Raw genomic sequence first — 26,574 nt, forward strand, 5'->3', positions numbered from 1 at the left:
AATGCCACTCCCTTAATTATCCATGACTATTTTACCATGACTTTTGGTTTGTATCGATCTGAAAAAGAGCTGAGGAAAAATCCCCAGCTCCCGTTTTGAAAACTTGGCTCCGCCCCACAGCTTTTTGGCTGAGCCTCTCCCAATCTTGCTAAGCTTACACTGTGTAACCGCCAGCTTCAATGACGCGATCCGCAATCGTACGCTTCAACTGAATGGTGTTAATTGGCGTACGGCGAGTCATCTTTTTCAGAATCGACAGACGCATACGCAGCTCGTCGCCTTCCTCCATCGCAGCCAATGCTTCCTTCGCCAGTGCTTCCACTTTGTCAAACGCATCCTGCACATATGCAACCGTCATATCCAGCTTATGCTGCTCTTTGTCCAAGCCGTTTTTCGCGATCGCTTTTTCGGTGCGCTTCACCACGCTGTCCATCGCATAGAGCTCGATCAGCATGTCTGCCGCTTCCGCCAGCAATTCTTGCTCTTTGGCGATCGCTTGCTGATACTTCATCAGCGCAGAGCCCGCCACCATCAGGATGATTTTGCGCGTCATTTCGATCAGGTGCTTTTCGAGCGCGAGCGGGGCGTCCTCGATCTCTTCCGGATAGTAACTCATCAGCTCTTCTTGCAGCCCAGCTGCTGCTTGCAAGAGAGGCAATTCGCCTTTCATCGCTCTTTTCACCAATGTGTCTGGAATCAAGAGGCGGTTGATCTCATTGGTTCCTTCAAAAATACGGTTGATGCGGGAATCGCGGTACATGTTTTCGATCTCGTATTCGGACATAAAGCCGTATCCGCCGTGGATTTGCACACCTTCGTCCACGCAGTAGTCGAGGACTTCGGTTGCAAATACTTTATTGATCGAGCATTCGATTGCGTATTCGGAAACGGCTTTTGCTACTTCCTTGCCATCATCCTCTTTCTCTCCCAGATTGGAGAACGCATTGTCGAACAGGCCTACGGTGCGGTACACCGAGCTTTCGGAAGCGTATGTTTTGATCGCCATGTTGGCCAGCTTGTTTTTGATCAGGCTGAAATTGGCAATCGGCGTTTTGAACTGTTTGCGCTCTTTCGCGTAGTTGGTCGCGATGTCCAAAGCGCGCTTCGCGGAACCTACCGCACCTACCGCGAGTTTGTAACGACCTACGTTCAAGATGTTGAAGGCAATGACATGGCCGCGGCCAGGTTCGCCCAACAGGTTTTCCACTGGTACGGGCACGTCTTCCAGAATTACGGTACGAGTGGAAGAGCCTTTGATGCCCATTTTCTTTTCTTCCGGGCCAAAGGATACGCCCGGGAAGTTGCGCTCTACGATGAAAGCGGAGAAATGCTCGCCATCGATCTTCGCGTATACGACGAACACATCCGCAAAGCCGGCATTGGTGATCCATTGCTTCTCACCGTTCAGGATATAGTGCTTGCCATCTGCGGACAGCTTCGCAGTGGTTTTCGCGCCAAGCGCATCGGACCCGGAGCCTGGCTCAGTCAAGCAGTAGGCAGCCAGACGTTTGCCGGAAGCCAGATCAGGCAGGTAACGGCGTTTTTGATCGTCATTTCCGAAGTAGACGATTGGCAAGGAACCGATCCCTACGTGTGCGCCAAAGCTCAAGGAGAAGCTGCGGCCACGCGCGAGTTTTTCCGTCAAGAGCGCGGTGGTAATCTTGTCGAGACCGAGGCCATCATATTTCTCGGGAACATCTCCGCCGAGCAGTCCGAGCTCGCCCGCTTCTTTTAACAGGCGTACGGAGATGTCGAAGTTGTGATGCTCGATTGCTTCGAGATTGGAAACCACTTCGTTGACGACGAATTCTTCCGCTGTTTTGGCGATCATTTTTTGCTCATCGGTATATTCTTCCGGCGTAAATACCTCATCTGCAGAACCGCTCTGAATCAGGAAGCTGCCGCCACGGATCAATTCTTTCGTATCGGACATTGAAAAACACTCCTTTGTTAGATAATCGATCTATCTCGCAAAATGAAAAGTGATTACACGATTTCGAACACTCCGGCAGCGCCCATGCCTCCACCGATGCACATGGTGACGACACCGATTTTGCCGCCGCTGCGCTTCAGTTCATTCAACAGGGATACCGTCAGCTTGGCACCCGTACATCCGAGCGGGTGACCCAGCGCGATCGCACCGCCATTCACATTGACTTTTTCCGGATTGAGTCCCAGTTCACGGATGACTGCTACGGATTGGGAAGCAAAAGCTTCATTCAGCTCGAACAGATCCACGTCATCGACGGTCAAACCTGCTATTTTCAATGCTTTTGGAATCGCCACCACCGGGCCGATCCCCATCACGTCTGGATCAACGCCACCTACCGTGAAAGAGCGGAATTTTGCGATTGGCTCCAAGCCCAGTTCAGCCGCTTTCTCTGCGGACATGACGATCACGGCAGCTGCCCCGTCGCTCGTCTGCGAGGAATTACCTGCTGTTACCGAGCCTTTCACGTGGAAGGCAGGCTTCAGCTTGGCGAGTCCTTCCATGCTCGTATCTGGACGGACACCTTCATCCGTGTCAAATGTATACTCTTTCACGTTCACTTTCCCTTTTTCATCCACGCTGACTTGCTTTACCGGGATCGGTACGATCTCATCTTTGAATTTGCCTGCGGCGATAGCGGCAGCTGCGCGGCGATGGCTTTCCACCGCGAAAGCATCCTGATCTTCGCGGCTGACATTGTAGCGCTTTGCTACCTCTTCCGCGGTGTGCCCCATGCTCATGTACGCTTCCGGCATGGTCTCCACCAGCGTCGGATTCAGCGCGATCTTGTGTCCCAGCATCGGCACCAGGCTCATGCTCTCGACGCCGCCTGCGATGATCACATCCGCTCCGCCCACCATGATTTGCTGGGCGGCATAGGCGATGGTTTGCAGGCCGGATGAGCAGAAGCGGTTGACGGTCAGGCCGGATACATTTGTCGGCAGTCCAGCGCGCAAACCGATCAGCCGCGCCATGTTCATGCCCTGCTCCGCTTCCGGAACCGCGTTACCAATAATCACATCCTCGATATCTTCAGGCTTCAGCTGTGGCACGCGACGCAGCAAGTCTTGCACAACAGCGGCACCCATATCGACAGGATGGACATCTTTCAAGCTGCCTTTCTTCGACTTCCCTACTGCCGTACGGGCAGCAGCGACGATGACTGCTTCTCTCATGATTGTTCCTCCCCTTCCCTAGTTGCGCAACGGCTTGCCTTTTGTCAGCATGTGTTGCATCCGCTGCTGCGTTTTTTGCGTTTTGATCAAATCCAGGAATCCTTTCAACTCCAGACCAAGCAAGTATTGCTCATTGACCTCTGTTCCTGCAGGCAGGTCGCCGCCGGACATGACATAAGCGATTTTGCTGGCGATGAATTCATCATGGTCGCTGATGTAGCCGCTCTTTTTCATCGCGTAAATATTTTGACGGAGGCTTGCATAGCCGGTCTGCCCGATGACACGAGTCTTGCGCGGCTGACGCGGTGTGAAGCCCTCTTTATCCATTTGCAGCACGAGTTGTTTCGCGTCATAGATCAGATGATCCGGGTTCACGCTGATGCGATCGCTCGGACGCAGATAGCCGAGGTTGATTGCTTCCTTGCCGCTGGTCGATACTTTGGCCATGGCGATGTTCTCAAAGTAGCGAGCGACAAACGGGAACGGATCCACCGGTACGGTGCCACCCTCCGGAACATGTTCCATCGCGCGGAACAGCATTTCCACCGTACCGCCGCCACCTGGCAGGAGGCCTACGCCTACTTCCACCAGTCCGAGGTACGTTTCCGCAGAAGCTTGCACACGGTCCGCCATGTAGCACACTTCCACTCCGCCGCCGAGCGTCATGCCATGCGGCGCTGCGACGACCGGACGTCCGCTGGTACGGAACGCTTCTTTTGCCTTGTGGAAGTTTTTCACCAGCATTTCCAGCTCAAAGTAGTTGTCATCCTGGGCTTCCATCAATGCCATCGCCAGGTTCATCCCGACGCAGAAGTTCTTTCCTTGGTTTCCGATCACGAGGCCGCGGTAATTGCGTTTGATTTCTTCTGCCGCAAAATTGGCCAGCTGCAGCACATCGATACCCAGTGCATTGTGTGGTGACGTAAATTCGAGACATGCGACGTCATCGCCAATATCGATCAGTGCGGCTCCCGCATTTTTCTTGATCACCTTGCCTTGCTCTTTCAAGGCAGCCAGATTGATTCGTTCTTTCTTCACTTCGACGTCTTTATATTGGCCGCCGATCGCAAATGCGGAGATGCGTCCTTCATGCTTTTGATAGAAGGATGTCTTGCCGCTTGCCAGAAGCTCTTCCACCAATGCCGGTATGGTTTCGCCTTCTTCTCTCATGCGGGCAACCGATTTTTCCAGGCCGATCGCGTCCCATGTCTCGAAAGGTCCCAGCTCCCAGCCGAAGCCCCACTTCATCGCTTGATCGACCGCGACGATATCATCCGCGATTTCGTAAGCTTTCTCAGCAGAGTACAGGAAGACTTTCTTGAATACGCTCCAGAGGAACTCGCTGCCCTTGTCTTTGCCGTATACAAGCGCTTTCATTTTTTCTGGCAAGCTCTTTGCCGTCTTGGCAGCTTCCAGGGAAGCGAACTTCGCTTTGTTGCGCGGTCTGTATTCCATCGTGTTGTAGTCCAGCGCGAGAATCTCTTTGCCTTCCGCGCTCTTCACCTGCTTGAAGAAGCCTTGGCCAGACTTTTGTCCGAGCCAGCGGTTTTCCACCATTTTCAGTACGAAGTCTGGGACCTCGAATACCGCCTTTTCAGCCGCGTCTTCGCTTTTGTTTTTCACATTGTTGGCCACGTGCACGTAGGTGTCGAGACCAACGACGTCCAATGTACGGAAGGTAGCACTTTTCGGACGGCCGATCACCGGACCGGTAATGGCATCGACTTCATCGACACCCAAACCGAGGCGCACCATCTCTTGAATCGATACTTGCAGCCCGTATGTACCGATCCGGTTGGCGATAAAGTTAGGCGTGTCTTTGCAAAGTACGGTGCCTTTGCCCAGGACAAATTCGCCAAAATGCATCATATAGTCAACGATCGCCGGGTCTGTATCTTTGCCGGGGATAATCTCCAGAAGCTTCAGATAACGCGGCGGATTGAAAAAGTGTGTTCCTAGGAAATGCTTGCGGAAATCGTCCGAGCGCCCTTCACTCATCTCATTGATCGATACGCCGGAAGTGTTGGAGCTGATGATGGTACCCGGTTTGCGATGCTCTTCCACCTGGGCAAATACCTTTTTCTTGATCTCCAGATTCTCCACAACGACTTCAATAATCCAGTCCACATCCGCGATAAGGCTCAGATGGTCTTCGAAGTTCCCTACAGTGATCAGATCGAGATTGGCTTTGTCCATCAGAGGTGCCGGCTTTTCTTTGAGCAGACGGTCCTTTCCTGCCTGCGCGATGCGGTTGCGAACAGCCGGGTGCTCCAGCGTCAGCCCTTTTTTGCTTTCCTCTTCAGTCAACTCACGTGGCACGATGTCAAGCAGATAGGTCGGAATCCCCACGTTGGCAAGATGTGCGGCGATCCCAGCTCCCATTACACCCGAGCCGAGCACTGCCGCTTTGCGAATTTTGCGTTCCATCATGTACCCTCCCTCATTGTCGACTTGTAGTCGACCGGCTTCTCCATTTCAGAAAACTACTACCATAGATAGATATGCTTGTACAAGCTGTTGCATGTTGGTTCAATCATCTTGAATGAATGCTCATTCATGTGATTTTGGCAAAAAAACATCTCACGTTTTTCGCTTTGTGAGATGTTCACTTTTGGTTTTCCCGCAAACTGAATCACTGTTCAGTTTTCATTGTAATCGAATTCATGCGGGGTTGCAATCTGAAAAGTTAGAAAAAGAAGAAATAAATCACCGCTGCCAGCACAATGCGGTATAGAGCGAACGGTACCAGCTTGATCCGGTTGATCAGCTGCAAGAAGAAGCGGATCGAAATCAAGGCAAACACAAATGCGCTGATAAACCCAACGACGAAAAACGGCAAGGCATCCATCGTAAAGTACTCCCAGTTTTTATACAGGGAAATCAGGCTCGCCCCCGCCATGATCGGCACGGCCATGATAAAGGTGAAGTCCGCAGCCGCCCGGTGGCTCAAGCCCAGCAGCACCCCGCCGGAAATCGTGGATCCGGAACGCGAGAACCCCGGCCACAAAGCGATGCATTGGAAGAAGCCGATCGTTAATGCCTGTTTGTATGTCACTTGATCGACCGTTTCCGTTGTCACTTGCTGATTTTTTTGCTTCCAATCCGCGAAGAGCATCAGCAGCGCTCCCGCTACCAAGCCGATCAGCACCGTATTCGTGGAGAACAGATACTCATCGATATAGTCTTCAAACAGTACGCCCAATACACCTGCGGGTAACAACCCGACGATCACTTGGCCCAGCTTCAGACGCGGCCCTTGCTTGCGGCTGTTTCTCCCCTGCAAGCCCAGCATATTCATGAATCGGCTCCAAAACATGATGACGACAGCCAATATCGAGCCTAGCTGAATGACTACTTTAAACGTGTTCGCTACGGGCGCTGAAAATAACTCCTTCGATTTCAGGAGAATGTCATCGACGATAATCATGTGCCCGGTCGACGATACGGGCGCGAATTCCGTCAGCCCTTCAACGAGTCCGAGTATGAATGCTACAAACATTTCCCACAAGTTGATTTCTCCCACCTTTTCTTCTCTTTTTCTTATATACAAGCCTGCAAAAGCCTTCCCTATTGTACCATTCCTTTCGCCATTTTGTGTCCAACCAAGGATTGTTATTTTTCTCCGGCTTTTGTCCTACTTTTGACAAATTCGATTTATAATAGAAAGAAACGACTGAAATGAGGCTTGCCGATGAATTCGTTTGAACAACAATTACATAAGTACGCCGAACTGCTGATCAAAGTGGGCGTGAACCTGCAGCCTGGTCAGGTGCTCTACGTGGAATCCATGCTGGAATCCGCGGACTTCACGCGAATCCTCGTGCGCAAAGCCTATGAAGCCGGAGCGAAATATGTACAGGTCGCCTGGGAGGATGAGGCGATCACACGCACCCGCTTCGATTATGCCCCTGAAGAGTCTTTTCAGTACTATCCCCAATGGATTGCCTCCAGCATGGAGCAGCTCGTCGAGGCTGGCGGAGCCCTGCTGAACATCAAAGTAGCCAATCCTGATTTGCTGGAAGGCGTGGACCCTGCCAAAATATCCGCATCATCCCGCGCGGCTGCCGCTGCCAGACAAACGTTTTTGGGCGCCATTCGCACCAATCGGATCAGCTGGTGCCTCGCTCACGTGCCTACACAGGTTTGGGTCGATAAGGTGTTTGCCGATCTTCCTGAAAATGAACGGATGAGCGCCATGTGGGAAACGATTTTCCGCATGAATCGCGTAGACCGGGAAGATCCCGCTGCCGCATGGCGTGAGCACACCGAATCCTTGAAAAACCGTTCCGAATTGCTCAACCGCAAACGCTACAAAAAGCTGCATTATCGGGCTCCCGGCACGGATCTAACGGTCGAGCTCAACGATGGCCATCTGTGGGTCGGCGGCGGTGATACCAATCAAAGCGGTGTCTACTTTGTGCCCAATATTCCAACCGAAGAGGTATTTACGATGCCGCGCCGCAACGGGACGAATGGCACTGTGACCAGCACGATGCCGCTTAATCTGCACGGAAGTCTGGTCGATCGCTTCTCGCTAACGTTCGAAAACGGCAAGATCACTGATTTTTCAGCGGAAGTCGGCTATGAAGCACTGAAATCGCTGCTGGACACGGACGAGGGCGCTCGCTATCTCGGTGAAGTGGCGCTGGTACCGCATGATTCCCCGATTTCCAACCTGAATCGCATCTTTTACGATACCGGCGTGGATGAGAACGCTTCCTGCCATTTCGCACTCGGGAGCGCTTATCCTTTCAATATCGAAGGCGGCACGCAATTGTCCAAAGAAGAACTGCTGGCGCGCGGAGCGAATGTCAGCCTGATTCACGTCGATTTTATGATCGGCTCGGCTGAGCTGGATATCGACGGAGAGCTAGCTGACGGCACGCGGGAACCGCTCTTCCGCAGAGGCAATTGGGTGGAATGAAGCAGAACAAGGAAAAAAGGGGCGGTTAAGCGCCCCTTTCCCTTTTTATTTCGCTTCAGTCAACATGCAAGTCAAGTGAGTACAGAATGCTTGCGAGCTGAGCTCTGGTCAGCGGCGCATCCTCCTGCAGTGACATCTCTTTATTTGGCACTTTCGTTTCACTCGACTCGATAAGAAGCTTGAGCATTTCTATAGCTTCTTTCTTGGTAATGTTGCGATCCGGTTCAAAAATTTCGTTTTCATGTTCCGCCTGTAATCCGATCTCCATAGCTTCCTTCATGGTCTCGCGAAGAGGATGGCTTTCGTCGATGTCCAGGAAGAACGTGGTTTCTCCTTCTTCAACATGAAAGGTTTCGGAAGGTCGGTGATAGATACTCGCCTTGACCAAGATCCGTAAAAATTCTCCTCGTGTGACAACCTGCTCCGGATTCAGCTTGCTATCGACTACTGTGAGATAACCCCTTTCAACAGCATGCAGCATAGCTTCCCAATGTGGATGTTCAGCGATATCCCGGGGGATTTTTGAATCTCTGTATTCGGTATAGCTGAACCATTTACCAGTCTCAGCGTCTACATATCCCTCATCCCCTACCATCCGGTATACCAGTTTTGGCTCTGGTTCGACCAAGTAGGTTCCATGGATCCATTCAGGATGGGGAAGATAATAGGTTAAGCGTAGCTCCCTATGGTTCTCCTCCACTTGCTTTGCCTCTTGGGCGGTAATATTGACTGCCTGTTTCTTCGTCTTTTGTTTTACATGATGGAAGATGTCTGCATTCATCTTGATTACTTCCCCTGTGACAGGATGAACCGTCACGCTTGCTATAGCGTTTTCCACCGGAATACCGGCTATGAGCAAACCATACGTTAGCTCATAGCCCCCCGTACGCTGAAACATGCTTGCTTTGCTCTTCTCTATCGGTGGTAATGGAATCGGGTACATTTCTCCTAATCGATCCGAATATACCCTTTTCATAAAATCGTTGGCGATCGTTTGCGCTTTTTCCCAAGGGATCGGATTTGGGTAGTCTCGGTTCTCCAACTCCTCATCGTCAGTTTCAACCTCATAGCTGGTCAGAGTGCCGTAGGGATCAAGTCCAATTCGGATAAGCTTCTCTTCTCCCTTTTCATCTGGCGGGAGCATGTATCCGAATAATCTGGTGGACGGACCCGAATCTCCTTCCCCAAACTGGTTAGACGACATGAACACGGTACTCCCTATAACATCGCGACTTTCCTTCTCCGCCCCAAATATCGAAAAAGCCAGTGTGTCTGCTTTCTCTCGCAATTTGATTTCTGTCAATTTCTTATATTCGTTTTTCGATGGAGTGCTTGAACCAAGCGGCATGATTTTGTATGAATGATCCAAGGTTTCCCCCAGGATATTCAGCGCTTTTCCTGTCACGGCATCCAGCAGAACCGGAGCTTTTTCATCATAGTGGTATGCCAGCACCGCCGCCTGCTCTTTCAATCCATATGTGTTTATCTGCTCTCCAGCATAAAGATAGGACAGGACTGGCTGCACAGCCTTTTGCCAGAGGTTTTTCGCTTGCTCTGCAGTCACAACTGGGTTAAGCGACGGAAGAGAACCTTCATGCCATACCCGTTCATACCTGATAATCTCACCCTTCCTGTCCACAACCACCTGTAGATAGTTTTCCAGAAACGGAATTCCATCCTCCACCCGTGTGAATGAGAAGAAGTGATCAGTCAGATGAGGCTTCAAATAGTCCCCGGTTGGATATTGATTGGGCAATGACACTCTATTAGCTTCTTCCATTGCCACAGCCAGTAGGAATGCCCTTGCTTTCATCAGTGCCTCATCCCGAGAAAGCTGCTTTTCGGGAATTCCCTTTTTGACTCCGTAATCATATTTATAGTAGGTGAGCAGTTTGCCTGTCGTGGCATCGATTTCCACCACAGCTCCCGCGCTTCTATCGCCTTTCCCGCTCCAGTAGGCAGACCAGTATGGCTTGTCCTTCCAATAGGTAAGTTGATCCTCCCTGGAGATGCTATCCAGTTCATAGTCTCCAAGCGATAACGGCAACTTGCTGATTAAATCAATAACTTGCTCCTTAGTTAGACTTGATGTGGAAGTGTTGGCCAACACATGAGAAGCACCTCCTGCAGAAGTTATTGGTCCCGTCATACATATCAGCAGGAAAATTGTAAGCATCAAACTTTTTCTCATCCTTTTCTCCCTCCCCCTTCAATCGTATACCAAAATGTTACAGAAGGTCTACATTCTTCCTCCATATAGTCCAGTGCTTCAATCGGCAGTGAGCTGGGAGCATTAAAAACTAAGCTACGCCAAGAATTTGGCGTAGCTTAGTTGCTCTTATGTCGATGGGAATTTTATAAATTCCTTTCGACCAAAAAAAGGCGCCGATCATCGGATCAGCGCCTTTTCCTATTCTCTTATTGTTGCGGAACAAAGCTGCCATCCCGCAGCATGGTCAACTCACCGAGGAAGAAGGCCAGGTCCTCGGAATCTTCAAACTTTCCGCTCTCCTCCAACGCCTCCAATCGGCGCAGCAGGATGTTCGCAAAATCCTGGATTTGCACCGGCTGTGCCTCCATATCCCCTTCATCCAGCACTTCATAACCTGTGGCTGCATCGATATGGGTCAAAATGCGGAATCCGCCAAGCTCCCCGAGAAATTCCGACTTATTGAAAACGGAACGCTCCAGCTTTTTCAGCATGCTGGCAATGTCATTGGCCACGATGCTCGGGAAAGTGACCAGATAAAATGAGCGGCTTTTGGCTTCATCCGTTTTGATCAAAAGAATATCCGTACCATCCAGTTTCTTTGCTTTCTTGCCAAATCCAAACATGATTTCACCTCGAACAACGGGCGATGTGCAGGAGCGTCAGCCCTCGTATAGGTTAGTGTTTAAGTCGAACCTTCGTTCCCTGCCCGGAAATAGACTTCCCTATGTATAGTAGCCCAAGTGAGGAATCCAGACAAGCGTAGCTTTTCCCACCGTCTTCCGCTTCAAGCAAGGAAAAACTTTACTTGGCTTTTCTGGTGTTTTTCTACACACGCTAATGGACAGAAAACCAGATCACTTGCGAGGTGGAATGAACATGAAAAAGTGGCTGCCCCTGCTCATCCTGAGCCTGATGCTGACTGGTTGCGGCGGCAACAAAGATGACCAGGCAAAGTCGGACACAAAGGCAAAAACAAATAACGAATCAAAAGCTAAAACGCAGAATAAGCAAGATAACAAGAGTGGCAACAAGCAGGGAAATAAGCAAGAAAATAAGGCAAAAACGCTCGCACTGAAAAACATGGATAAAAACAAGCGCGATGTCGTGCTGTTTCTGAATCGCGCCGAAAGCCTTGCTCAGCAATTGCAGTTTGAAGCGGCCAATCTGACCAATGGAAAAGCGGTTACCGAAGACGGCCTCACATATCGGCAGCTTCCCGAAAAATACGATACCCGCGATGAAATCTTGGACTATTTTTCCCGTTTCTGGAGCCGCCCCCTTGCTGAAAACCTGTATGATTACATGAATACCAAGCTGGTCAACGGCAAGGTATACTTGGCGCCGGATGATTCCGAATATCCCATGATTATTTCGAACCGCAATACGTTCGTCAAATACGATGATGGCGACCTGATCGCGACGGTCAATGAAATCACGCTTCCTGCATACGCACAGGATCGCACCGTGACGTATCGGCTTTCCCGCGACAAGAAGACCAAGCTGTATGAAATCAAAAAGCGCGAAGGTACGTACGGCAGCGAAATGTATAAATAGCCTTGACATTTTTATCCGACGGGTTGCATAATAATTGAAACATCAACCCGATAGCAGTGAAACGCGTTGAAGGGAAATAGTAAAGTCCTCTTTCCCGTACAGAGATCGGAATCCAGCGGCTGAGAGATTCCGACGGCGAAACGTCTTGAACCCATCCTGGAGCAGCCGGGGATAACCCGGACAGGTTTCTTTCACCTGTTACCAAAGAAAGAAAGCGGATAGCCCTGAGCGCGCTCAGGCTGTCAAGTAAGGTGGTACCGCGAAAGATATCAGGCATGATACAAACCCTTTCGTCCTTATACAAGGATGATGGGGTTTTTTTATTTTCCGAAAGGAGGGTACAAGGATGAAGGAAAAAATGCGTGTGGTGATCAAGGCAGGCAGCAGCTCGCTTGCATTGCCACAAGGAGGATGCGATCCGGAAAAAATGTCACGCCTGGTCGCCGCGATCAGCAAGCTGAAGGAAGATGGCCACGAAGTCGTCTTCGTATCATCCGGGGCGGTGGCCAGCGGTTATAAATTATTGGGGTATCAGCAGCGACCGCGCACGCTTGTCGGCAAGCAGGCTGCAGCAGCGATTGGCCAAAGCGTCCTGATGCAGAACTACTCCACCTTGTTTGCCCGCCATCAGCAAACGATTGCCCAAATTTTGCTGACACGAAGCGATTTTTCCGATCGCGAGCGTTATGATCACGCTTTTCAGACGCTTTCCCTTTTGCTCAACAAACAGATCATTCCGGTAATTAACGAAAACGATACCGTCTCTGTCGCCGAGCTGACCTTTGGCGATAACGATATGCTCGGCGCTTTGGTGGCCGGACTCGTCCATGCCGATCTCTATATCATCCTGACCGATACCAATGGCTTTTACGATAAAGATCCGCGAAAGCATGCGGATGCGGTCAGAATCCCGTATCTGGAACAGATCACCGAAGAAATGGAACAGCTCGCCGGAGATGCCTCACAGCTCGGTACCGGCGGGATGCGCTCCAAGCTGATTGCCGCCAAAACGACACAACGGCTCGGCATCCCCGCCTTCATCGGCCAAATGACTGGCGAAGAGGATCTGCGCTCCATCGTAGCCGGACACGGCAACGGCACCTACGTGGGTTACCTGCAAGCACAGACGCATGCGCATAGCTTGCCGAAGCAAAAGCAGTGGATCGCCTTGCATTCCCCTATCCACGGGCAGATCAGGGTCGATGACGGCGCAGCCGAAGCCCTGCTCCACAACCAGCGCAGCCTACTCGCAGCAGGCGTCCAAGAGGTCTTCGGCCATTTTTCCGAAGGCGAAGTCATCGAGGTCTATCATCAAGAGCATTTGATCGGGCGAGGCGTCGCCAAGATTTCAGCTGGCGCACTGCAGGCACTGCTCATCGCTCCGGCCGAAAGCAAGCGAAGCAGTACCGTGATTCATCGCGACCAATGGATTTCACATTTGTCTCAGTCCCCTTTTTCGCAAGCCAAATAAGAGATATAGGGAGGAGAAACCATGACCCAGACCAGTATGCTCCGCGAACAAGTCATGTCCCAAGCGCGCTTGGCGAAAGAAGCATCACGTCGTCTCGCGCAATTGTCCACGGAAGAGAAAAACAGATTGCTGCTTGCAATAGCCACCCAGCTGCGTCAAGACGCTGCCCTGATTGTGGCGGCAAATGAGAAGGATATGCAAGCAGCCACAGCGGCTATGCAGCCGAAAAGCTATCGGGACCGCCTGCTTTTGAACGAATCCCGGATCGAATCGCTTGCCGGCAGTCTGGAAGAGCTCGTCTCCCTGCCTGATCCGATCGGGGAAATCATCACTTCCTGGACACAGCCCAATGGCCTGTTGATCGAGCAAGTCCGCGTGCCGCTCGGAGTCATCGGCATGGTCTATGAAGCCCGTCCCAATGTAACGGTAGATGCAGCCGCCATTGCTCTGAAAACAGGTAACGCCATCGTGCTGCGCGGCAGCCGCTCTGCCCTGCATTCCAATCAGGCGCTGACCCAGAGCATCCGTCAGGCTCTCACGTCCTTGCAGCTTCCGGCTGATGCGGTCCAATATCTCGCTTTGGTCGAGCATGAAGCGATCGACCTGATGTGTACGGCAAATGGCCTGATCGACGTCATCATCCCGCGCGGCGGTGCCGAGCTGATCAAACGGGTGGTCCGTACCGCCAGCATCCCTGTGCTGGAAACCGGAGTCGGGAATTGCCATCTCTTTGTCGATGAAAGCGCCGAATATGAGCTTGCTGCTTCCATCGTGCTTAATGCCAAAACGAGCCGCCCGGCGGTGTGCAATGCAGCGGAAACCTTGCTGCTCCATCAAGACTGGCCAGATGCCATGCAAAAGCGCCTGCTGCAACGTCTTCATGATGCTGGCGTGGAAATCCGCGCTTGCGAACGCACGCGTAGCCAGCATCCAGAGCTTGCCCATCTGATGATTGCCGCCGGAGAGGAAGACTGGGATACCGAATATTTGGATCTCATCCTGGCTGTGCGCACTGTCACTTCGCTGGAGGAAGCTCTTGCACATATTGCAGCCCATGGCACTGGCCATTCCGAGGCGATCTTGACCAGCGATTCGTCTCATGCCGAGCAATTTCTCTCCCAAGTCGATGCGGCGGCAGTTTATCACAATGCTTCTACCCGTTTTACCGATGGGGGCGAGTTTGGCTTTGGAGCGGAGATCGGGATCAGCACCCAGAAAATACATGCGCGCGGTCCTATGGGATTACCTGCCCTGACCTCCTGCAAGTATCTCGTCCGCGGGAGCGGTCAAATTCGCTAAAGGAGGAAGGCACATGAGTACAGCAAGTCTGCAGCAAAGCATTCAACAGCTTCGGCTCGGTTTTCTCGGTGCTGGCTCCATCACCGAAGCCATGCTGACCGGGATCTGCAAACAACATTTGCTTGATCCTGATCATATATACGTGACCAATCAAGGAGACGATGAACGCTTGCGATTTTTGCAGGAGCGCTTTGGCGTTCATCCTACTCGCGATAAAGAAGCGATGTTGGCCAGCTGTGATACCTTGATTCTGGCCATGAAGCCGAAAGATGCCCGTGAAGCATGCCTCGCTCTGCGGGGAATCGTCCGCAGCGACCAGTTGATCATCTCTCTGATCGCTGGGGTTCCGACCGATTTGCTCGGCAGCTGGCTTGGTGTCGATTGTCCCATCATCCGCACCATGCCCAACACCTCGTCCGCCATCGGTCTGTCGGCTACAGGAGTGGCTGCTGGACGCTTTGCGGAACAAAAGCACATGGACCTCGCCTACCATCTGTTCACTTCGATCGGCTCTGTCTTTCCCCTTCCCGAATCTGAGCTGGACATCGTGACCGGCTTATCCGGAAGCGGTCCTGCCTATGTCTATTATTTGGTGGAAGCGATGGAGCTCGCAGGGCAAAAAGCCGGCCTTTCCGCGGAGATGTCCCGCCAATTAACGGTACAGACCTTGCTTGGGGCCGCCCACATGCTCCAGCATACGCAGGCAGAACCCGCTGTCTTGCGCAAAAAAGTCACCAGCCCAGGCGGTACCACGCAGGCGGGCATTGAGGTGCTGGAAGCCTATCGTTTTCAGGAAGCCGTCACTGCAGCGATTCTTCGTGCGGCCGAGCGGGCCCGCGAGCTTGGTGCCCAGCACGAGAATACTTCGATATCATAGCTCATAGCTGCTCACGCTTCCTCGCCCCATCCCCTTGTCCATGCTATACTGGAGTGACATAGACGATCTTGCAAGGAAACGAGGGACCTCGGATGCATATCTACGCCTTGTACGGCACAAGCGGAACCGGCAAAAGCTCCAGCGCGATCGAACTGGCGCATCGTCTCGGTATTGATGCGATCATCGATGACGGCATCCTTATCTACCAGGGGCGTAAAATTGCAGGCACTTCTGCCAAATATGAGAAAACCAAAATACAAGCGGTCAAACGGGCCATTTTCTTTTATAACGATCATGCGGATGAAGTGCGTCAGGCTCTGGCCAGGCTTTCCTTGGAACGTCTGCTCATCCTCGGCACGTCGCGAAAAATGATTCGCCGCATTCAGGATGCCTTGGGGCTGCCAGGTCAAGTCGAATTCATCTCCATCGAATCCATCAAACCTGCGCGTGAGATAGAGGCTGCCCGCTATGTCCGGGAAACACTGGGCAAGCACGTCATTCCCATTCCACGTGTCGAAGTCGAAAAGGATCTCTTCCAGCGCTTGATTACTTCCGCCCAGAAAATCCTTTCTCCCAAAAAAGAAGTGATCGGGGAATCAACAGTGGTCCACCCGTCCTTCTCCGGCGGACGCATTCAGATCCATGAACAAGTGCTGAAGAAAATCGTACAAATCTCTGCCTATCGCTTTCCCGAAATCGTGCGGGTGCATAAAACGCAGTACAGCTTTGAGGATCTCCCCCGCTTGACGGTATCCCTCACCCTGCGGATTCCGTTCGGCCAGCCTGTACATCCGATCCTGCGCGAGCTGCAGCACCTCTTGTTTGAGGAAGTCAGTTACTGTCTCAACATTGCTCCGGAAAGCATCGATATCCAGCTGCTTTCCGTACAGCTGCTCCCGGTTGAGCAAGCATAATTGGCTCTCCGTTGCTCATGCTAAAGGTGTACCCTACTTTGAAAGGAGTGCACCTATGCTCGCAACGTACACGCCGACCATTCCTCAAGCACAGGCGAATGTGCCGATTCCCAATCCGCCGCGCGCCATTTCAACCAAGGATCTTTCCTATTTAAAGGATGCCCTCTCCTGGGAGCTGGATGCCTTTAAAAAGTTTCATTTTTATGCCCAGCAGGTACAAGACCCCCAAATCAAACAAGCGTTGGACCAAGCCGGCCAGATGCACCAGCGCCATTTTCAACGTTTGTTGAGCCACCTTCAAGTGAACAATACGGCAGTGATGTCCAGCCTGCCGCGCACACAATAGGGGGGAATCCAAAATGTACCAGACACAAATGCAGCAGCAATCCCAGCAAAACCAAAACACGATTGCCAATCCGCAATCCGGTCAGCTGCCAAAGGTAAAAAGCCCGCAGATGAATGACCGTGATTTTATCAATGATGCGCTTTCCACCAGCAAATACCTGGCGGAGGGTCTCAATGTCGCCGTATGGGAAGCCAGCCATCAACAGCTGCATTCCGAGCTGCTCAGCATCCTGAACGAAACCCACCAATCCGCGCGCAATATGTACAATCTGATGTTTCAAAAAGGATGGTACAAATTGGAAGCGGAGGATCAGCAAAAGCTGGATAAGGCTTATCAGCAGTTCAGCGGTTATTCCAGCCAGTTTCCTTACTAGGCTTAGGCTGCGCTGCCATATAGAAGGAAAAGGACACCTGCTCGTATCCCGCAGGTGTCCTTTTTTACTGCCTATGTCTTAGTTTTCTTGATCAACAACGAATTCCTCGGTTTTCTTGTGCAGCTGCTGAATGGCATCCGTGACTTCATTGATCTCAGCATGAAATTTCCCAATATTGGCTGCCACATCTTGAATGGTGGCCGTCACTTCTTCGGCAGAAGCTGCGGTCTGCTCGGAAAGCGCCGTCACCGACAAAACCTCCCCACTGACAACCTCTTGGAAATGAATCATCTCTCCCATATGCTTCATCACGACATCCACGGACTGATCCAACTGCTGGGTGAGATCAGACAGATTGGCAATATTCTTGGTCACCTGATCAATCTTGCCGGTCTGATCTTCGTATTTTTGCAGCGTCTGGGCCATTTCCTCCTCTGCCCTGCCTACCTCGCTCTGCATTTCTTGAATGCTTTGCTGAATCCCTTTCGTTGCTTCTGCTGTTTGCTCCGCCAGCTTTCTCACTTCATTGGCCACGACCGCAAAGCCCTTCCCTGCTTCTCCTGCCCTTGAGCTCTCAATCGCCGCATTCAACGCAAGCAAATTGGTCTGGCTGGCAATGGACTGAATCGTGGATATCACATGGTTGATTTGAGCCGATCGGGTGGTCAGCGTCTCCATGCTCTTATGTGCCTTGGCAAAATGTTCGGTCGTCTCTGTCCCCTGCCGTAAAAATTCCTGCAAGGATCGGTAGCTGGTATTTCCCGTATGCAATACATCTTTGCCGATTTCGTTTATGGCAGATACACGTTGCTGGACTTGCTCAATCCTCGTTAGAAACTCTGCATTCAACTTGGCGATTCCTTCTACGGAGGAGGCTGCCTGTTCGTTCCCTTTCGCAATCTCTTGGCTGGCTACTTCTATGGAGCCGGCTTGTTGCCGGATTTCGTCCGCTTCGTGCCGGATATGCATCGCCATGCTGTCAATGGTTCCGGAAGCGCGTTTGACATCGCCAATCAGCGTTCGCAGCTGTTCCACCATGCGCTGGAAGGAGCGAAGGATAGACCCGATCTCATCATTGCTTTTGTATGCATAGTGAAAAGTAGTGAGTTCTCCTTTTGCGATCTTGTCGGCTTGCTTGCTTAAAAAACCAAGCGGCTTTAAAAAACGTCTGAAGAAGAAAAAGAGCACACCCAAGGCCAGCACGGTCAGAAGGACGTTGATGCTTATACTGAGAAGCATTCGTTCCTGCCTCACCGTATCGGTAATTGCCTCAACTTTGGAAGCATCGATATCTACCCCCAATATCCCCACAACCGCGCCGCTTTCATCTGTTATCGGTGCAAATGCCGAGAGATAATCCCCGTACTGGGGGTCATGGACAATCGATGTGCTGTTGGTACCACCTTTCAAGACCGGCTCGATATCTGCGAAGGTATTGACCGAAGCAGGTTCACCAATTGGCGCCGCCTCCGTGTCACGCGGTGCGGCATCAACGAGCAGCTGGACCTGATCGCCCTCATAGCCAAGCGTGTACACATAAAGAGTTCCTGACTTTTCACGCAGCTCATTGAGTTGCAGCCGCAGCTCCCAGTAGTTCTCATCCTCCGTTTTCTTTTGCAGGAATGCTTGGTAGGTTTTCGCGTCTACTTGTTTCGCAAAGTGTTTTGCAGTTTCCACACTAAAGGAAGCGATGGTTTGCTCCACACTTTTTCCAATACTGATATATAAAACAATCGCATTCAGGGTAAGAACCAGCAACAAAATTACTGCCGCTAAAAAGGTAATTTTCGTTCCCAGACTCTTGTGCTTCATTTCTTCATCCTCCCCATTTATATATCTAACTACCTATTTCCCTATAAAAATCGACTGGAAACCTCCACCATAAAAAAACTTGGTCGGTCTTTTTCTTTTCCAATTGGTTGGAGACACAGGTAGTACTTTTCGTTAAGCTAGGGAAAGAACAGCTTGTGTGGAGGGATTCATCGTGATTGCAGCTTTTTTTCACGGCATCATTCTGGCTTTTGGCTTAATCCTGCCGCTAGGTGCCCAAAACGTATTCGTATTCAATCAAGGGGCTAGGCAACCGACCTTGGCTCGTGTCTTGCCTGTCATCATCACCGCGGCGCTCTGCGACACCTTGCTGATTCTGCTTGCCGTCATGGGCGTTTCATTGGTGGTGCTTACTTTTGCCTGGCTAAAAACCGCTTTGTATGTGATCGGCTTTTTCTTTTTAGCCTATATGGGATGGTTAACCTGGAAAAGCAAGCCGCTGCTTGACGGACAGGCGCAAGAAAGCTTTTCGGCGAAAAAGCAGATGATGTTTGCCGCTTCGGTCTCCCTCTTCAACCCGCATGCCATCCTCGATACCATCGGAGTAATCGGAACAAGCTCGCTTGGCTATGCGGATGCGGAAAAATGGTCATTTTTGATTGCCTGCATTCTCGTCTCATGGCTCTGGTTTTTCGGGCTGGCGATAACAGGCCGCATCGCGGGAACGCTGGATCGTACGGGACGGTTGATCCACCGGTTAAATCGAATTTCGGCGCTCCTGATCTGGGGAGTTGCTCTTTATATGGCCGCATCGTTAGTCGCTTCATAGCCGAGGGAAAGCAGCAAAAACCCTGTTACCACATGAGTAACAGGGTTTTTGGTTATGCTCCGTTCATGTTTGGACATTCTATAGCTAAAGAAACGTAATTTTGGAAGGAGCTGACTCGATCATGAACATTCGTCTCACCCGGTTATTTCAGCTTCGTCATCCGCTTATCGCTTTGCTCTTGATTCTCATCCTGCTCGGGCTGCATAGCTTCACTTCCACCAACCAGCCGTCAGCCACTGTGCTGCAGCAGAAGATGAGCACCATCAGCATTACGCAAGCGGGCTTTCTCCCCAATCAATTGAGCAAGCGGGTTGGAGAAAAAATTACGCTGATGGTGGTCAATCAGGATACACGTCCGCATAATTTCTCCATCGTGAAGCTGCACGTTCATTCCGCGACATTAAAACCAGGGGAATCGACCTCCCTGATCCTAGAAGAGTCCTTGCATAAAGGGGTCTATCCCTTCATCTCCAACCCTTCCGGCATTCCGGAAACAGGCTACAGCGGTCAGTTGTCCATCGAATAGGGCCGCTGCTTGAAAGGGCCAAACGTAATCAGCAAGAGCGGAATCAGTCCGATCAAGGTCGCGATGCCGAAAAACCAATAGACGCTTACGATCCCGTAGTTATCCGCGATCACACCGGCAATGAGATTACAGGTCATGCTGCCCAGCCCTTGACCTACCGAGGAAAAAATCGCTAACGCCGTTACTTGCAAGGAAGAGGGCGTATTTTCCCGGACGAATTGCGCGGCGGAAGCCAAGTAGAATCCAACAGAGATCCCTTGCAAAAAGAAGAACGCGATAATCATCGTGGTGCTAGGGGTCGTGCCGTACCAAAGCCAACGAAGCATGGAAACAGCCGATGCCAGCAAAATCGTGATTTCCAGCCCGCGTCGGCGAATCACCGCCCCGGCGATCCTCATGAAGGGCGCTTCACTTCCCGCAAACAGCAGGAAGGCCAACCCGATCCCGGCGATGCTGCCGCCAATATGCTGATAATAAAGGGCAAACCAGATATTGTTGGCATTGACCGAACCAAAAATGAAAAAGCAGGCGATCAGAAACAAGACAAAGCGGGGTAGACGCAGCAGTTCCTTCATCCCGGAGAAGATGCCTGCGCTGAATCTTGTTCCTTCCGCTTGCCCCGGAATGCCGCGTAAAAACGGAATGGCACACACATAGGCAAGACAGAAAAAGTAGAAGATGACCGGATGGCCCCATGCTTCTACCGCGAGTCCTGTGAAGTAGGCGGCAACTGCGTAGCCGACCGCCCCCCACAAACGCAAGCTGCCGAATTGGACATTGCTAGCCTTCGCATAGGTCAGCGCCATGCTGTCCGATATCGGGTTCACCGCACATTGGAACAACGAGAAAATCATGAAAAGAAACAAGACCCACCCGAAGGAAGTGACGGTCGTAAAAACCAGGGATGCGGCTGCAGCTGCCAGCAGTGCCAAGATCAGGACCGGCTTTCTGATCTGATAACGGTCACAGATCATGCCCCAGATGGGCTGCGCGATCATAGATACGATCGGCGTAACCGCGCTGATCAAGCCAATCTGTGTCCCCGTCAGCTCGATCGCTTTGTAGTATTGTGTAATCAGCGGATAAAACGCTCCGAGGGCATAATATGTAAACAAATAATACCCGCAGATGGCAAAGTAAGTGCTTCCACGTTCAAGTCCGTCTCCCTGTTTCCTTGCTTGCGAACTGGTCATTCCCCTATCCCCTATCTCTTTTCTGTCGCTTTCTCGAAAAGGCTCCGCCAAAAATCTGGCGGAGCCTTACATTCTGCTCTTCACGCTTCCTTACTTGACAGCAGGAAGGATCTTGTTCATATTGACGGTCCGTTGCTTTTCCCATGTTTCCGGTCTCGCCTCGTCGAACTGTTCCAAAAAGGCGATGACTTCCTTGGTTAACGGCGTCGGTGTCGATGCCCCCGAGGTCACGGCTGCTTTTTTCTTTCCTTTCAGCCACTCGATATCCAGCTCCGACAGATCCGAGATGCGATAAGCCGGAACACCTGCGATCTCTTCGGATACTTGAGCAAGGCGGTTGGAGTTATTGCTGCGCGGATCTCCCACGACAATGCATACGTCCGCTTCCCCCGCCTGCTGCGCTACCGCTTCCTGCCGCACCTGGGTAGCCAGACAAATTTCATTATGCACTTCCACCTGCGGATAGCGCTTGATAATGGCATCCATCAAATGCTTGACGTCCCACTGGCTCATCGTGGTCTGGTTGGTCACGATCAATCGGTCGCTCGGCATCGACAGTGCCTCTACCTCGTCCAGGGTCTGTACCAGATGAACATGGTCGGGTGCGATTCCCACGGCCCCCTCAGGCTCAGGATGGCCTTTTTTGCCGATATAGATGACATGGTACCCGTCCGCTACCTTTTCCCTGATCAGCTCATGCGTCTTGGTCACATCCGGGCAAGTCGCATCCACGACGGTCAACCCTTTCTCCCGCGCTTTCTTGCGGACCTCCGGAGAGACCCCATGTGCGGTGAAGATGACGGTTCCTTTATCCACTTTATCTAAAAGCGCCAGGCGATCCTCACCATCGAGCGTGATGATCCCTTCCTTTTCAAATGCCTCAACAACATGCGAGTTGTGTACAATCATGCCGAGAATGTGGATGGGTCGCGGCAAATCAAAGTTTTGCGCCGTGCGCAGCGCAAGCACCATCGCATCCACTACACCATAGCAATACCCGCGGGGTGAGATTTTGATGACTTCCATTGTGCACCCCTCCTTTTTTCTCCTATTATACCTTAGAACTGCGCAGAACGCTTGATTTCATAGACTTTCAGATTATTATAGACAATTCGTAGCAATGGGGTCGACAGCTTATGCTGCTCGGCATGCCGGAGCAAATAACCTTGCAGATGATCAGCCTCTACGGAAAGTCCTTTTTCCATATCGCGCAGCATGGACGACTTCATCGCATACCCTTGCTTGGCATACGTCTCCATTTGCTTGTCGACAATATCGTCTGCGATCGGGGCACCGATTGCCCGCATGACTCCGGCAACCTCTTCTGCCAGCTGGCGGATCAGAGGGAGCCCGTCTTCTGCCTCTCGGATGGGACCAATCGGCGAATTCATCAAAGTGGTCATTCCGGAAAACGTCGTAATGAAGAGGTATTTGTGCCACATTTCCCGTTGGATGTTTTCACTCAAACGGAACCTTGCATGCGCCCCGCTGAATAGCTGCTCCAATGCCCCTGTCCGGCTCGAGCGTCCACCTGCCCATTCCCCATAGAGCAGGTCATGTGTCGTGCTGGTCTGGACCACATCTCCCTCTTCATTCAATGTCGTCTCAATGAAGCAAAGCCCTCCCAGTACACGCTCTGTACCAAACAGCTCCTGCAGCTGCGCGACATGCTGAATCCCGTTTAACAGCGGAATCACAAGCGTTTGCTCACCTACATAATCGCGAATCGATTCGACCGCATCTGCAAAATGGTATGCCTTGGTGGAGAGGAAAATGATATCAAAGGGCCCTTTTTCTTCGCCAGCGGTGATCAGCTTTGGCTGAAACTGATAATCGCCGTGCACACTCTGGATTTTCAACCCTCGCTCGGCCAATTGCTGACGCCTTTTCTCCCGTACGAGGAAGGTGACATCCTCCCCCTTTTCCACCAGCCTGCCGCCAAAATAACCGCCAACCGCACCTGCTCCCAGCACCAACACTTTCATCTCATTTTCCCCTCCCGTTCATCGTCTACGGACCAAGCAGTCCTCTACTCTATATGGATATTTCTGTACTACCGGCGACCATTCCTCCGTCGGCTGTTTATTTGGCGTCTACGCCAATCGCCTCTTTGATATGCGCAAAACCGTCTTGTTCGAGCAAGCGGATGAGCTGTTTGTTGATACTTTTGGCGATGCCTGGTCCTTCATAGATCATTCCGGTATATACCTGCACCAGACTGGCCCCCGCGCGAATTTTTCGGTACGCATCCTCACCAGTGAAAATGCCGCCTACGCCAATGATCGGGACCTTGCTGCCTACTTCCTGATAAATCTCTCGGATCCATGCAGTCGCACGCTCTTCCAACGGTCGCCCGCTTAATCCACCCATCTGCTCCGCATGGGGGTGGCCTTTCACCGCATCGCGTGACAGCGTCGTATTGGTGGCGATCAGTCCGGAGATGCCTTCTTCTACGGCCGCTTGCACCGTATCCCGCATCTGCTCGTCCGACATATCCGGGGCGACCTTCAGCAGAATCGGCTTTGCCTGCATGCCCCTCATCTCCAGCTCCTTCGCTTTTCCTTTGATCGCACGCAGCAGCTGACGCAAGCTGTTGGTCTCTTGCAGATCGCGCAGATTCGGGGTGTTGGGGGAGCTGATATTGATCACAAAAAAGTGCCCGTATGCGTAGAGATAGTCCATGCATTTGACATAGTCGCTGGCTGCCTCTTCATTCGGGGTTACTTTGTTTTTGCCGATGTTGACACCGATGGGGATGTCCGCATACAGGTAGTCCATCAGATTTTGCGACGCCTCATACGCGCCGTGGTTGTTGAACCCCATGCGGTTGATCACTGCCTGATGTTCGGGCAGACGAAACAGCCGCGGCTTTTCATTGCCTGGCTGCGACATTGGGGTAATCGTGCCCACCTCGACAAAGCCGAAGCCGAGTGCGGCGAGCGCATGGTATACCTCTGCATTTTTATCAAAGCCAGCTGCCAGGCCCACCGGGTTCGGAAAGGTTGTCCCCCACAGCTTCATGCTCAATCGTTCATCTCGGATTTGATACATTGCTTGCAGCAGCCTTTTCCCTGCCGGATTGTTGTCGACCAGTTTCAGCAGCTCAATTGTCCGTTCGTGAGCGACTTCCGGGTCCATGGAAAAAAGAATGCGTTTCATCAACGGATACATGCTTTCCACTCCTGTGCTCTTTTTCTCTGCCCACCAGCATAACATATTTCTCTGTTTGGACATAGGGCTTTGTTTCATAGGTAATTTCGCTCTTAGAAAACTTAGCTGCACCAACATTTTGTTCAAGCAAAGTGGTGGGGGAAGGGAAGAGAGGGCGGGACTGCGTACTTGTCCCACCCGCAAGGGAGGGTTGACTGTCCGGTTCCGCTTCCAAAAACGGTACGTCACGCAAAAGTTTCGAGGAAGCCAATTCATACGTAGAGGTTGCGCGACAAGCGTGTACCGTTTTTGGAAGCTCCACCTTTGTAGGTGTGACAAAAACTCCGCCCGTCCCTCTCTTCCCTTCCTCACGTGGCGGTTGCTTATAAAGGACGATGAAAGAATGAAAGCTCGACGACCGTCTTCATCGTATTCATTCATTCAATCTTTTTTAACTTTCTTGAAACAGCTTCTGCTACGCTGGAGAGCATGTTTCGAAACGGAGCGCCTGCGGAGCCCATCCCAGCGGAGCAGTGAATCGCAGGAAAAAGGTCCGCAACGTGTCCAGGCTACAGAGCGGCTACTCCNATCCCAGCGGAGCAGTGAATCGCAGGAAAAAGGTCCGCAACGTGTCCAGGCTACAGAGCGGCTACTCCTTTTGCGGACCCCTGCGATTCGCTGTGGAGCGGACAGTCTCAGCTTACTGTGGGGCGGAGAATGAAGCGGAGTTGCGAAACATGCTCTCCCCACCGCAGCCCCTTTATACGCGAAAAAGCACGCCCCTCGTGTTGTAAGGAACGTGCTTGGAAAAAGACACTATACAAATTATTAGTTTTTCACTAATTGTACAGTTTCGATCGGCTCGTATGGCAGACCGTGTGCTTCTGCTACCGCCTTGAAGGTTACTTTTCCATCGATCACGTTGACACCTTTCGCCAACGGACGGTTGGTTGCAATCGCTTCGCGGTATCCTTTGTTGGCAATTTGCAATGCGTATGGCAAGGTTACATTTGTCAGGGCCAGTGTGGAAGTGCGTGCTACAGCACCTGGCATATTCGCCACAGCGTAGTGGATCACGTCATGCTTCACATAGGTTGGGTTATCGTGTGTGGTGATACGGTCGATCGTCTCGATCGAACCACCTTGGTCGATAGCTACGTCTACGATTACCGAGCCTGGAGACATGGTTTTGACCATCTCTTCTGTAACCAAGCGAGGAGCACGTGCGCCTGGAATGAGCACCGCACCTACGAGCAAATCTGCTTTTTTCACGGCATTTGCAATGTTATAGCTGTTGGACATCAGCGTTTGTACACGGCCTTGGAACAGGTCATCCAACTGGCGCAGACGATCTGCACTCACGTCAATGATCGTTACGTTGGCACCCAGACCCACGGCCATTTTCGCTGCATTGGTACCTACGATACCGCCGCCGATGATGACCACTTCGCCTTTTGGCACGCCTGGTACGCCGCCCAGCAGGATCCCTTTCCCGCCATATGGCTTCTCGAGGAATTGCGCACCAATTTGTACCGCCATGCGTCCAGCTACCTCACTCATTGGGGAGAGCAAAGGCAGAGCGCCATTATCCAATTGAATGGTTTCGTACGCGATCGCGATCACTTTTTTCTCAGCCAATGCGCGAGTCAATTCAGGCTCTGGAGCCAAGTGCAGGTAAGTGAAGAGAATCAACCCTTCGCGGAAATAGTTATATTCGCTTGCAAGCGGTTCTTTTACCTTCATGACCATATCTGCAGCCCATGCTTCTGCAGCAGTCGCCACGATTTGTGCGCCTTGTGCAGTATAGTCGCTGTCTGTGAAACCGCTGCCCATACCTGCATTGGTTTCGATCAGCACTTTATGGCCGCTTTGCACCAACGCGGTTACACCCGCTGGTGTCATTGCTACACGATTTTCGTTGTTTTTTATTTCTTTGGGAACACCCACGATCATCGAACTCGTCCTCCTCAT

Annotated in this window: 22 protein-coding genes and 1 other annotated feature; of the genes, 10 read left to right on the plus strand and 12 right to left on the minus strand. The window is 51.7% G+C overall.

From position 1 onward, the window contains the following. Positions 1-154: 154 nt before the first annotated feature. From EIZ37_RS08805 to EIZ37_RS08820, 4 genes are all read right to left on the minus strand, one after another. Entirely contained in the window at positions 155-1,933 is a 1,779-nt protein-coding gene (locus EIZ37_RS08805; protein WP_134684223.1) for an acyl-CoA dehydrogenase family protein, read from the minus strand. A 53-nt stretch (positions 1,934-1,986) separates the two neighbouring features. Continuing rightward, on the minus strand, positions 1,987-3,165 hold the full coding sequence (locus tag EIZ37_RS08810) for an acetyl-CoA C-acetyltransferase (RefSeq protein ID WP_134684224.1): 1,179 nt from the start codon (positions 3,163-3,165) through the stop codon (positions 1,987-1,989). Between the two features lie 18 nt (positions 3,166-3,183). Beyond that, a complete protein-coding gene (locus tag EIZ37_RS08815) occupies positions 3,184-5,592 on the minus strand; it encodes a 3-hydroxyacyl-CoA dehydrogenase/enoyl-CoA hydratase family protein (RefSeq protein WP_134684366.1) in 2,409 nt (802 codons plus the stop codon). A gap of 259 nt (positions 5,593-5,851) precedes the next feature. Continuing rightward, positions 5,852-6,664 carry an undecaprenyl-diphosphate phosphatase gene (locus tag EIZ37_RS08820; RefSeq protein ID WP_134684367.1) on the minus strand — a complete coding sequence of 271 codons (813 nt, stop codon included), beginning with the start codon at positions 6,662-6,664 and terminating at the stop codon, positions 5,852-5,854. 192 nt (positions 6,665-6,856) lie between these two features. Between EIZ37_RS08820 and EIZ37_RS08825 the strand changes: the two genes are divergently transcribed. Further along, entirely contained in the window at positions 6,857-8,089 is a 1,233-nt protein-coding gene (locus tag EIZ37_RS08825) for an aminopeptidase (RefSeq protein ID WP_134684225.1), read from the plus strand. Between the two features lie 55 nt (positions 8,090-8,144). On the opposite strand, the gene EIZ37_RS08830 is transcribed toward EIZ37_RS08825, so the two are convergent. Together EIZ37_RS08830 and EIZ37_RS08835 are read right to left on the minus strand one after the other, a co-directional pair. Continuing rightward, on the minus strand, positions 8,145-10,199 hold the full coding sequence (locus EIZ37_RS08830; RefSeq protein WP_167568755.1) for a YcdB/YcdC domain-containing protein: 2,055 nt from the start codon (positions 10,197-10,199) through the stop codon (positions 8,145-8,147). Positions 10,200-10,507: 308 nt separating this feature from the next. After that, the gene (locus tag EIZ37_RS08835) at positions 10,508-10,924 is read right to left on the minus strand and encodes a hypothetical protein (protein ID WP_134684227.1); all 417 of its coding nucleotides are present in this window, start codon (positions 10,922-10,924) and stop codon (positions 10,508-10,510) included. 253 nt (positions 10,925-11,177) lie between these two features. Here EIZ37_RS08835 and EIZ37_RS08840 point away from each other — a divergent pair, with 253 nt between their 5' ends. The 7 genes from EIZ37_RS08840 to EIZ37_RS08870 all read left to right on the plus strand — a co-directional run bounded on the left by EIZ37_RS08840 (position 11,178) and on the right by EIZ37_RS08870 (position 17,135). Continuing rightward, positions 11,178-11,855, plus strand: a complete 678-nt coding sequence (locus EIZ37_RS08840) for a hypothetical protein (RefSeq protein WP_235827928.1) — start codon at positions 11,178-11,180, stop codon at positions 11,853-11,855. A gap of 57 nt (positions 11,856-11,912) precedes the next feature. Beyond that, positions 11,913-12,156, plus strand: a binding site (T-box leader). Positions 12,157-12,201: 45 nt separating this feature from the next. Continuing rightward, the gene (gene proB / locus EIZ37_RS08845; RefSeq protein WP_134684229.1) at positions 12,202-13,326 is read left to right on the plus strand and encodes a glutamate 5-kinase; all 1,125 of its coding nucleotides are present in this window, start codon (positions 12,202-12,204) and stop codon (positions 13,324-13,326) included. A gap of 21 nt (positions 13,327-13,347) precedes the next feature. Continuing rightward, entirely contained in the window at positions 13,348-14,625 is a 1,278-nt protein-coding gene (locus EIZ37_RS08850; RefSeq protein WP_134684230.1) for a glutamate-5-semialdehyde dehydrogenase, read from the plus strand. A gap of 13 nt (positions 14,626-14,638) precedes the next feature. Further along, entirely contained in the window at positions 14,639-15,502 is an 864-nt protein-coding gene (gene proC, locus EIZ37_RS08855) for a pyrroline-5-carboxylate reductase (protein ID WP_134684231.1), read from the plus strand. Positions 15,503-15,594: 92 nt separating this feature from the next. Then, a complete protein-coding gene (locus tag EIZ37_RS08860) occupies positions 15,595-16,416 on the plus strand; it encodes an isopentenyl transferase family protein (RefSeq protein ID WP_134684232.1) in 822 nt (273 codons plus the stop codon). A 55-nt stretch (positions 16,417-16,471) separates the two neighbouring features. After that, positions 16,472-16,762, plus strand: coding sequence for a ferritin-like domain-containing protein (locus EIZ37_RS08865; protein WP_134684233.1), 291 nt, complete (start codon positions 16,472-16,474; stop codon positions 16,760-16,762). Positions 16,763-16,775: 13 nt separating this feature from the next. Next, the gene (locus tag EIZ37_RS08870) at positions 16,776-17,135 is read left to right on the plus strand and encodes a spore coat protein (RefSeq protein WP_134684234.1); all 360 of its coding nucleotides are present in this window, start codon (positions 16,776-16,778) and stop codon (positions 17,133-17,135) included. Between the two features lie 78 nt (positions 17,136-17,213). On the opposite strand, the gene EIZ37_RS08875 is transcribed toward EIZ37_RS08870, so the two are convergent. Further along, positions 17,214-18,947 carry a methyl-accepting chemotaxis protein gene (locus EIZ37_RS08875; protein ID WP_134684235.1) on the minus strand — a complete coding sequence of 578 codons (1,734 nt, stop codon included), beginning with the start codon at positions 18,945-18,947 and terminating at the stop codon, positions 17,214-17,216. A 172-nt stretch (positions 18,948-19,119) separates the two neighbouring features. Here EIZ37_RS08875 and EIZ37_RS08880 point away from each other — a divergent pair, with 172 nt between their 5' ends. Then, positions 19,120-19,734: a LysE/ArgO family amino acid transporter gene (locus tag EIZ37_RS08880; protein WP_134684236.1), complete on the plus strand. Its 615-nt coding sequence runs from the start codon at positions 19,120-19,122 to the stop codon at positions 19,732-19,734. A gap of 121 nt (positions 19,735-19,855) precedes the next feature. After that, positions 19,856-20,260: a cupredoxin domain-containing protein gene (locus EIZ37_RS08885; protein WP_134684237.1), complete on the plus strand. Its 405-nt coding sequence runs from the start codon at positions 19,856-19,858 to the stop codon at positions 20,258-20,260. Here EIZ37_RS08885 and EIZ37_RS08890 read toward each other — a convergent pair. The 5 genes from EIZ37_RS08890 to ald all read right to left on the minus strand — a co-directional run bounded on the left by EIZ37_RS08890 (position 20,242) and on the right by ald (position 26,556). Then, positions 20,242-21,453 (minus strand): MFS transporter, encoded by a 1,212-nt coding sequence (locus EIZ37_RS08890; RefSeq protein ID WP_134684238.1) that lies wholly within the window; start codon positions 21,451-21,453, stop codon positions 20,242-20,244. The genes EIZ37_RS08885 and EIZ37_RS08890 overlap by 19 nt on opposite strands. Before the next feature lie 90 nt (positions 21,454-21,543). Next, a complete protein-coding gene (locus EIZ37_RS08895; protein WP_134684239.1) occupies positions 21,544-22,479 on the minus strand; it encodes a 4-hydroxy-3-methylbut-2-enyl diphosphate reductase in 936 nt (311 codons plus the stop codon). Between the two features lie 32 nt (positions 22,480-22,511). After that, positions 22,512-23,438, minus strand: coding sequence for a 2-dehydropantoate 2-reductase (gene panE, locus EIZ37_RS08900; protein WP_134684240.1), 927 nt, complete (start codon positions 23,436-23,438; stop codon positions 22,512-22,514). 97 nt (positions 23,439-23,535) lie between these two features. Then, positions 23,536-24,624: a quinone-dependent dihydroorotate dehydrogenase gene (locus tag EIZ37_RS08905; RefSeq protein ID WP_134684241.1), complete on the minus strand. Its 1,089-nt coding sequence runs from the start codon at positions 24,622-24,624 to the stop codon at positions 23,536-23,538. Positions 24,625-25,431: 807 nt separating this feature from the next. Then, on the minus strand, positions 25,432-26,556 hold the full coding sequence (gene ald, locus EIZ37_RS08910; RefSeq protein ID WP_134684242.1) for an alanine dehydrogenase: 1,125 nt from the start codon (positions 26,554-26,556) through the stop codon (positions 25,432-25,434). Positions 26,557-26,574 lie beyond the last annotated feature (18 nt).

The organism is Brevibacillus migulae (genome assembly GCF_004521915.1).
In the GTDB taxonomy this organism is placed as follows: Bacteria; Bacillota; Bacilli; order Brevibacillales; family Brevibacillaceae; genus Brevibacillus_F; species Brevibacillus_F migulae.

Excerpts from the sequence above, each read along its gene's own strand:
- proB (WP_134684229.1), top strand. The coding sequence starts at position 12,202 with ATGAAGGAAAAAATGCGTGTGGTGATCAAGGCAGGCAGCAGCTCGCTT.
- EIZ37_RS08885 (WP_134684237.1), top strand. The coding sequence starts at position 19,856 with ATGAACATTCGTCTCACCCGGTTATTTCAGCTTCGTCATCCGCTTATC.
- EIZ37_RS08865 (WP_134684233.1), top strand. The coding sequence starts at position 16,472 with ATGCTCGCAACGTACACGCCGACCATTCCTCAAGCACAGGCGAATGTG.
- EIZ37_RS08870 (WP_134684234.1), top strand. The coding sequence starts at position 16,776 with ATGTACCAGACACAAATGCAGCAGCAATCCCAGCAAAACCAAAACACG.
- EIZ37_RS08815 (WP_134684366.1), bottom strand. The coding sequence starts at position 5,592 with ATGGAACGCAAAATTCGCAAAGCGGCAGTGCTCGGCTCGGGTGTAATG.
- EIZ37_RS08850 (WP_134684230.1), top strand. The coding sequence starts at position 13,348 with ATGACCCAGACCAGTATGCTCCGCGAACAAGTCATGTCCCAAGCGCGC.
- EIZ37_RS08875 (WP_134684235.1), bottom strand. The coding sequence starts at position 18,947 with ATGAAGCACAAGAGTCTGGGAACGAAAATTACCTTTTTAGCGGCAGTA.
- EIZ37_RS08820 (WP_134684367.1), bottom strand. The coding sequence starts at position 6,664 with ATGTTTGTAGCATTCATACTCGGACTCGTTGAAGGGCTGACGGAATTC.
- EIZ37_RS08895 (WP_134684239.1), bottom strand. The coding sequence starts at position 22,479 with ATGGAAGTCATCAAAATCTCACCCCGCGGGTATTGCTATGGTGTAGTG.
- proC (WP_134684231.1), top strand. The coding sequence starts at position 14,639 with ATGAGTACAGCAAGTCTGCAGCAAAGCATTCAACAGCTTCGGCTCGGT.
- ald (WP_134684242.1), bottom strand. The coding sequence starts at position 26,556 with ATGATCGTGGGTGTTCCCAAAGAAATAAAAAACAACGAAAATCGTGTA.
- EIZ37_RS08840 (WP_235827928.1), top strand. The coding sequence starts at position 11,178 with ATGAAAAAGTGGCTGCCCCTGCTCATCCTGAGCCTGATGCTGACTGGT.
- EIZ37_RS08890 (WP_134684238.1), bottom strand. The coding sequence starts at position 21,453 with ATGACCAGTTCGCAAGCAAGGAAACAGGGAGACGGACTTGAACGTGGA.
- EIZ37_RS08835 (WP_134684227.1), bottom strand. The coding sequence starts at position 10,924 with ATGTTTGGATTTGGCAAGAAAGCAAAGAAACTGGATGGTACGGATATT.
- EIZ37_RS08860 (WP_134684232.1), top strand. The coding sequence starts at position 15,595 with ATGCATATCTACGCCTTGTACGGCACAAGCGGAACCGGCAAAAGCTCC.
- EIZ37_RS08805 (WP_134684223.1), bottom strand. The coding sequence starts at position 1,933 with ATGTCCGATACGAAAGAATTGATCCGTGGCGGCAGCTTCCTGATTCAG.
- EIZ37_RS08905 (WP_134684241.1), bottom strand. The coding sequence starts at position 24,624 with ATGTATCCGTTGATGAAACGCATTCTTTTTTCCATGGACCCGGAAGTC.
- panE (WP_134684240.1), bottom strand. The coding sequence starts at position 23,438 with ATGAAAGTGTTGGTGCTGGGAGCAGGTGCGGTTGGCGGTTATTTTGGC.
- EIZ37_RS08825 (WP_134684225.1), top strand. The coding sequence starts at position 6,857 with ATGAATTCGTTTGAACAACAATTACATAAGTACGCCGAACTGCTGATC.
- EIZ37_RS08810 (WP_134684224.1), bottom strand. The coding sequence starts at position 3,165 with ATGAGAGAAGCAGTCATCGTCGCTGCTGCCCGTACGGCAGTAGGGAAG.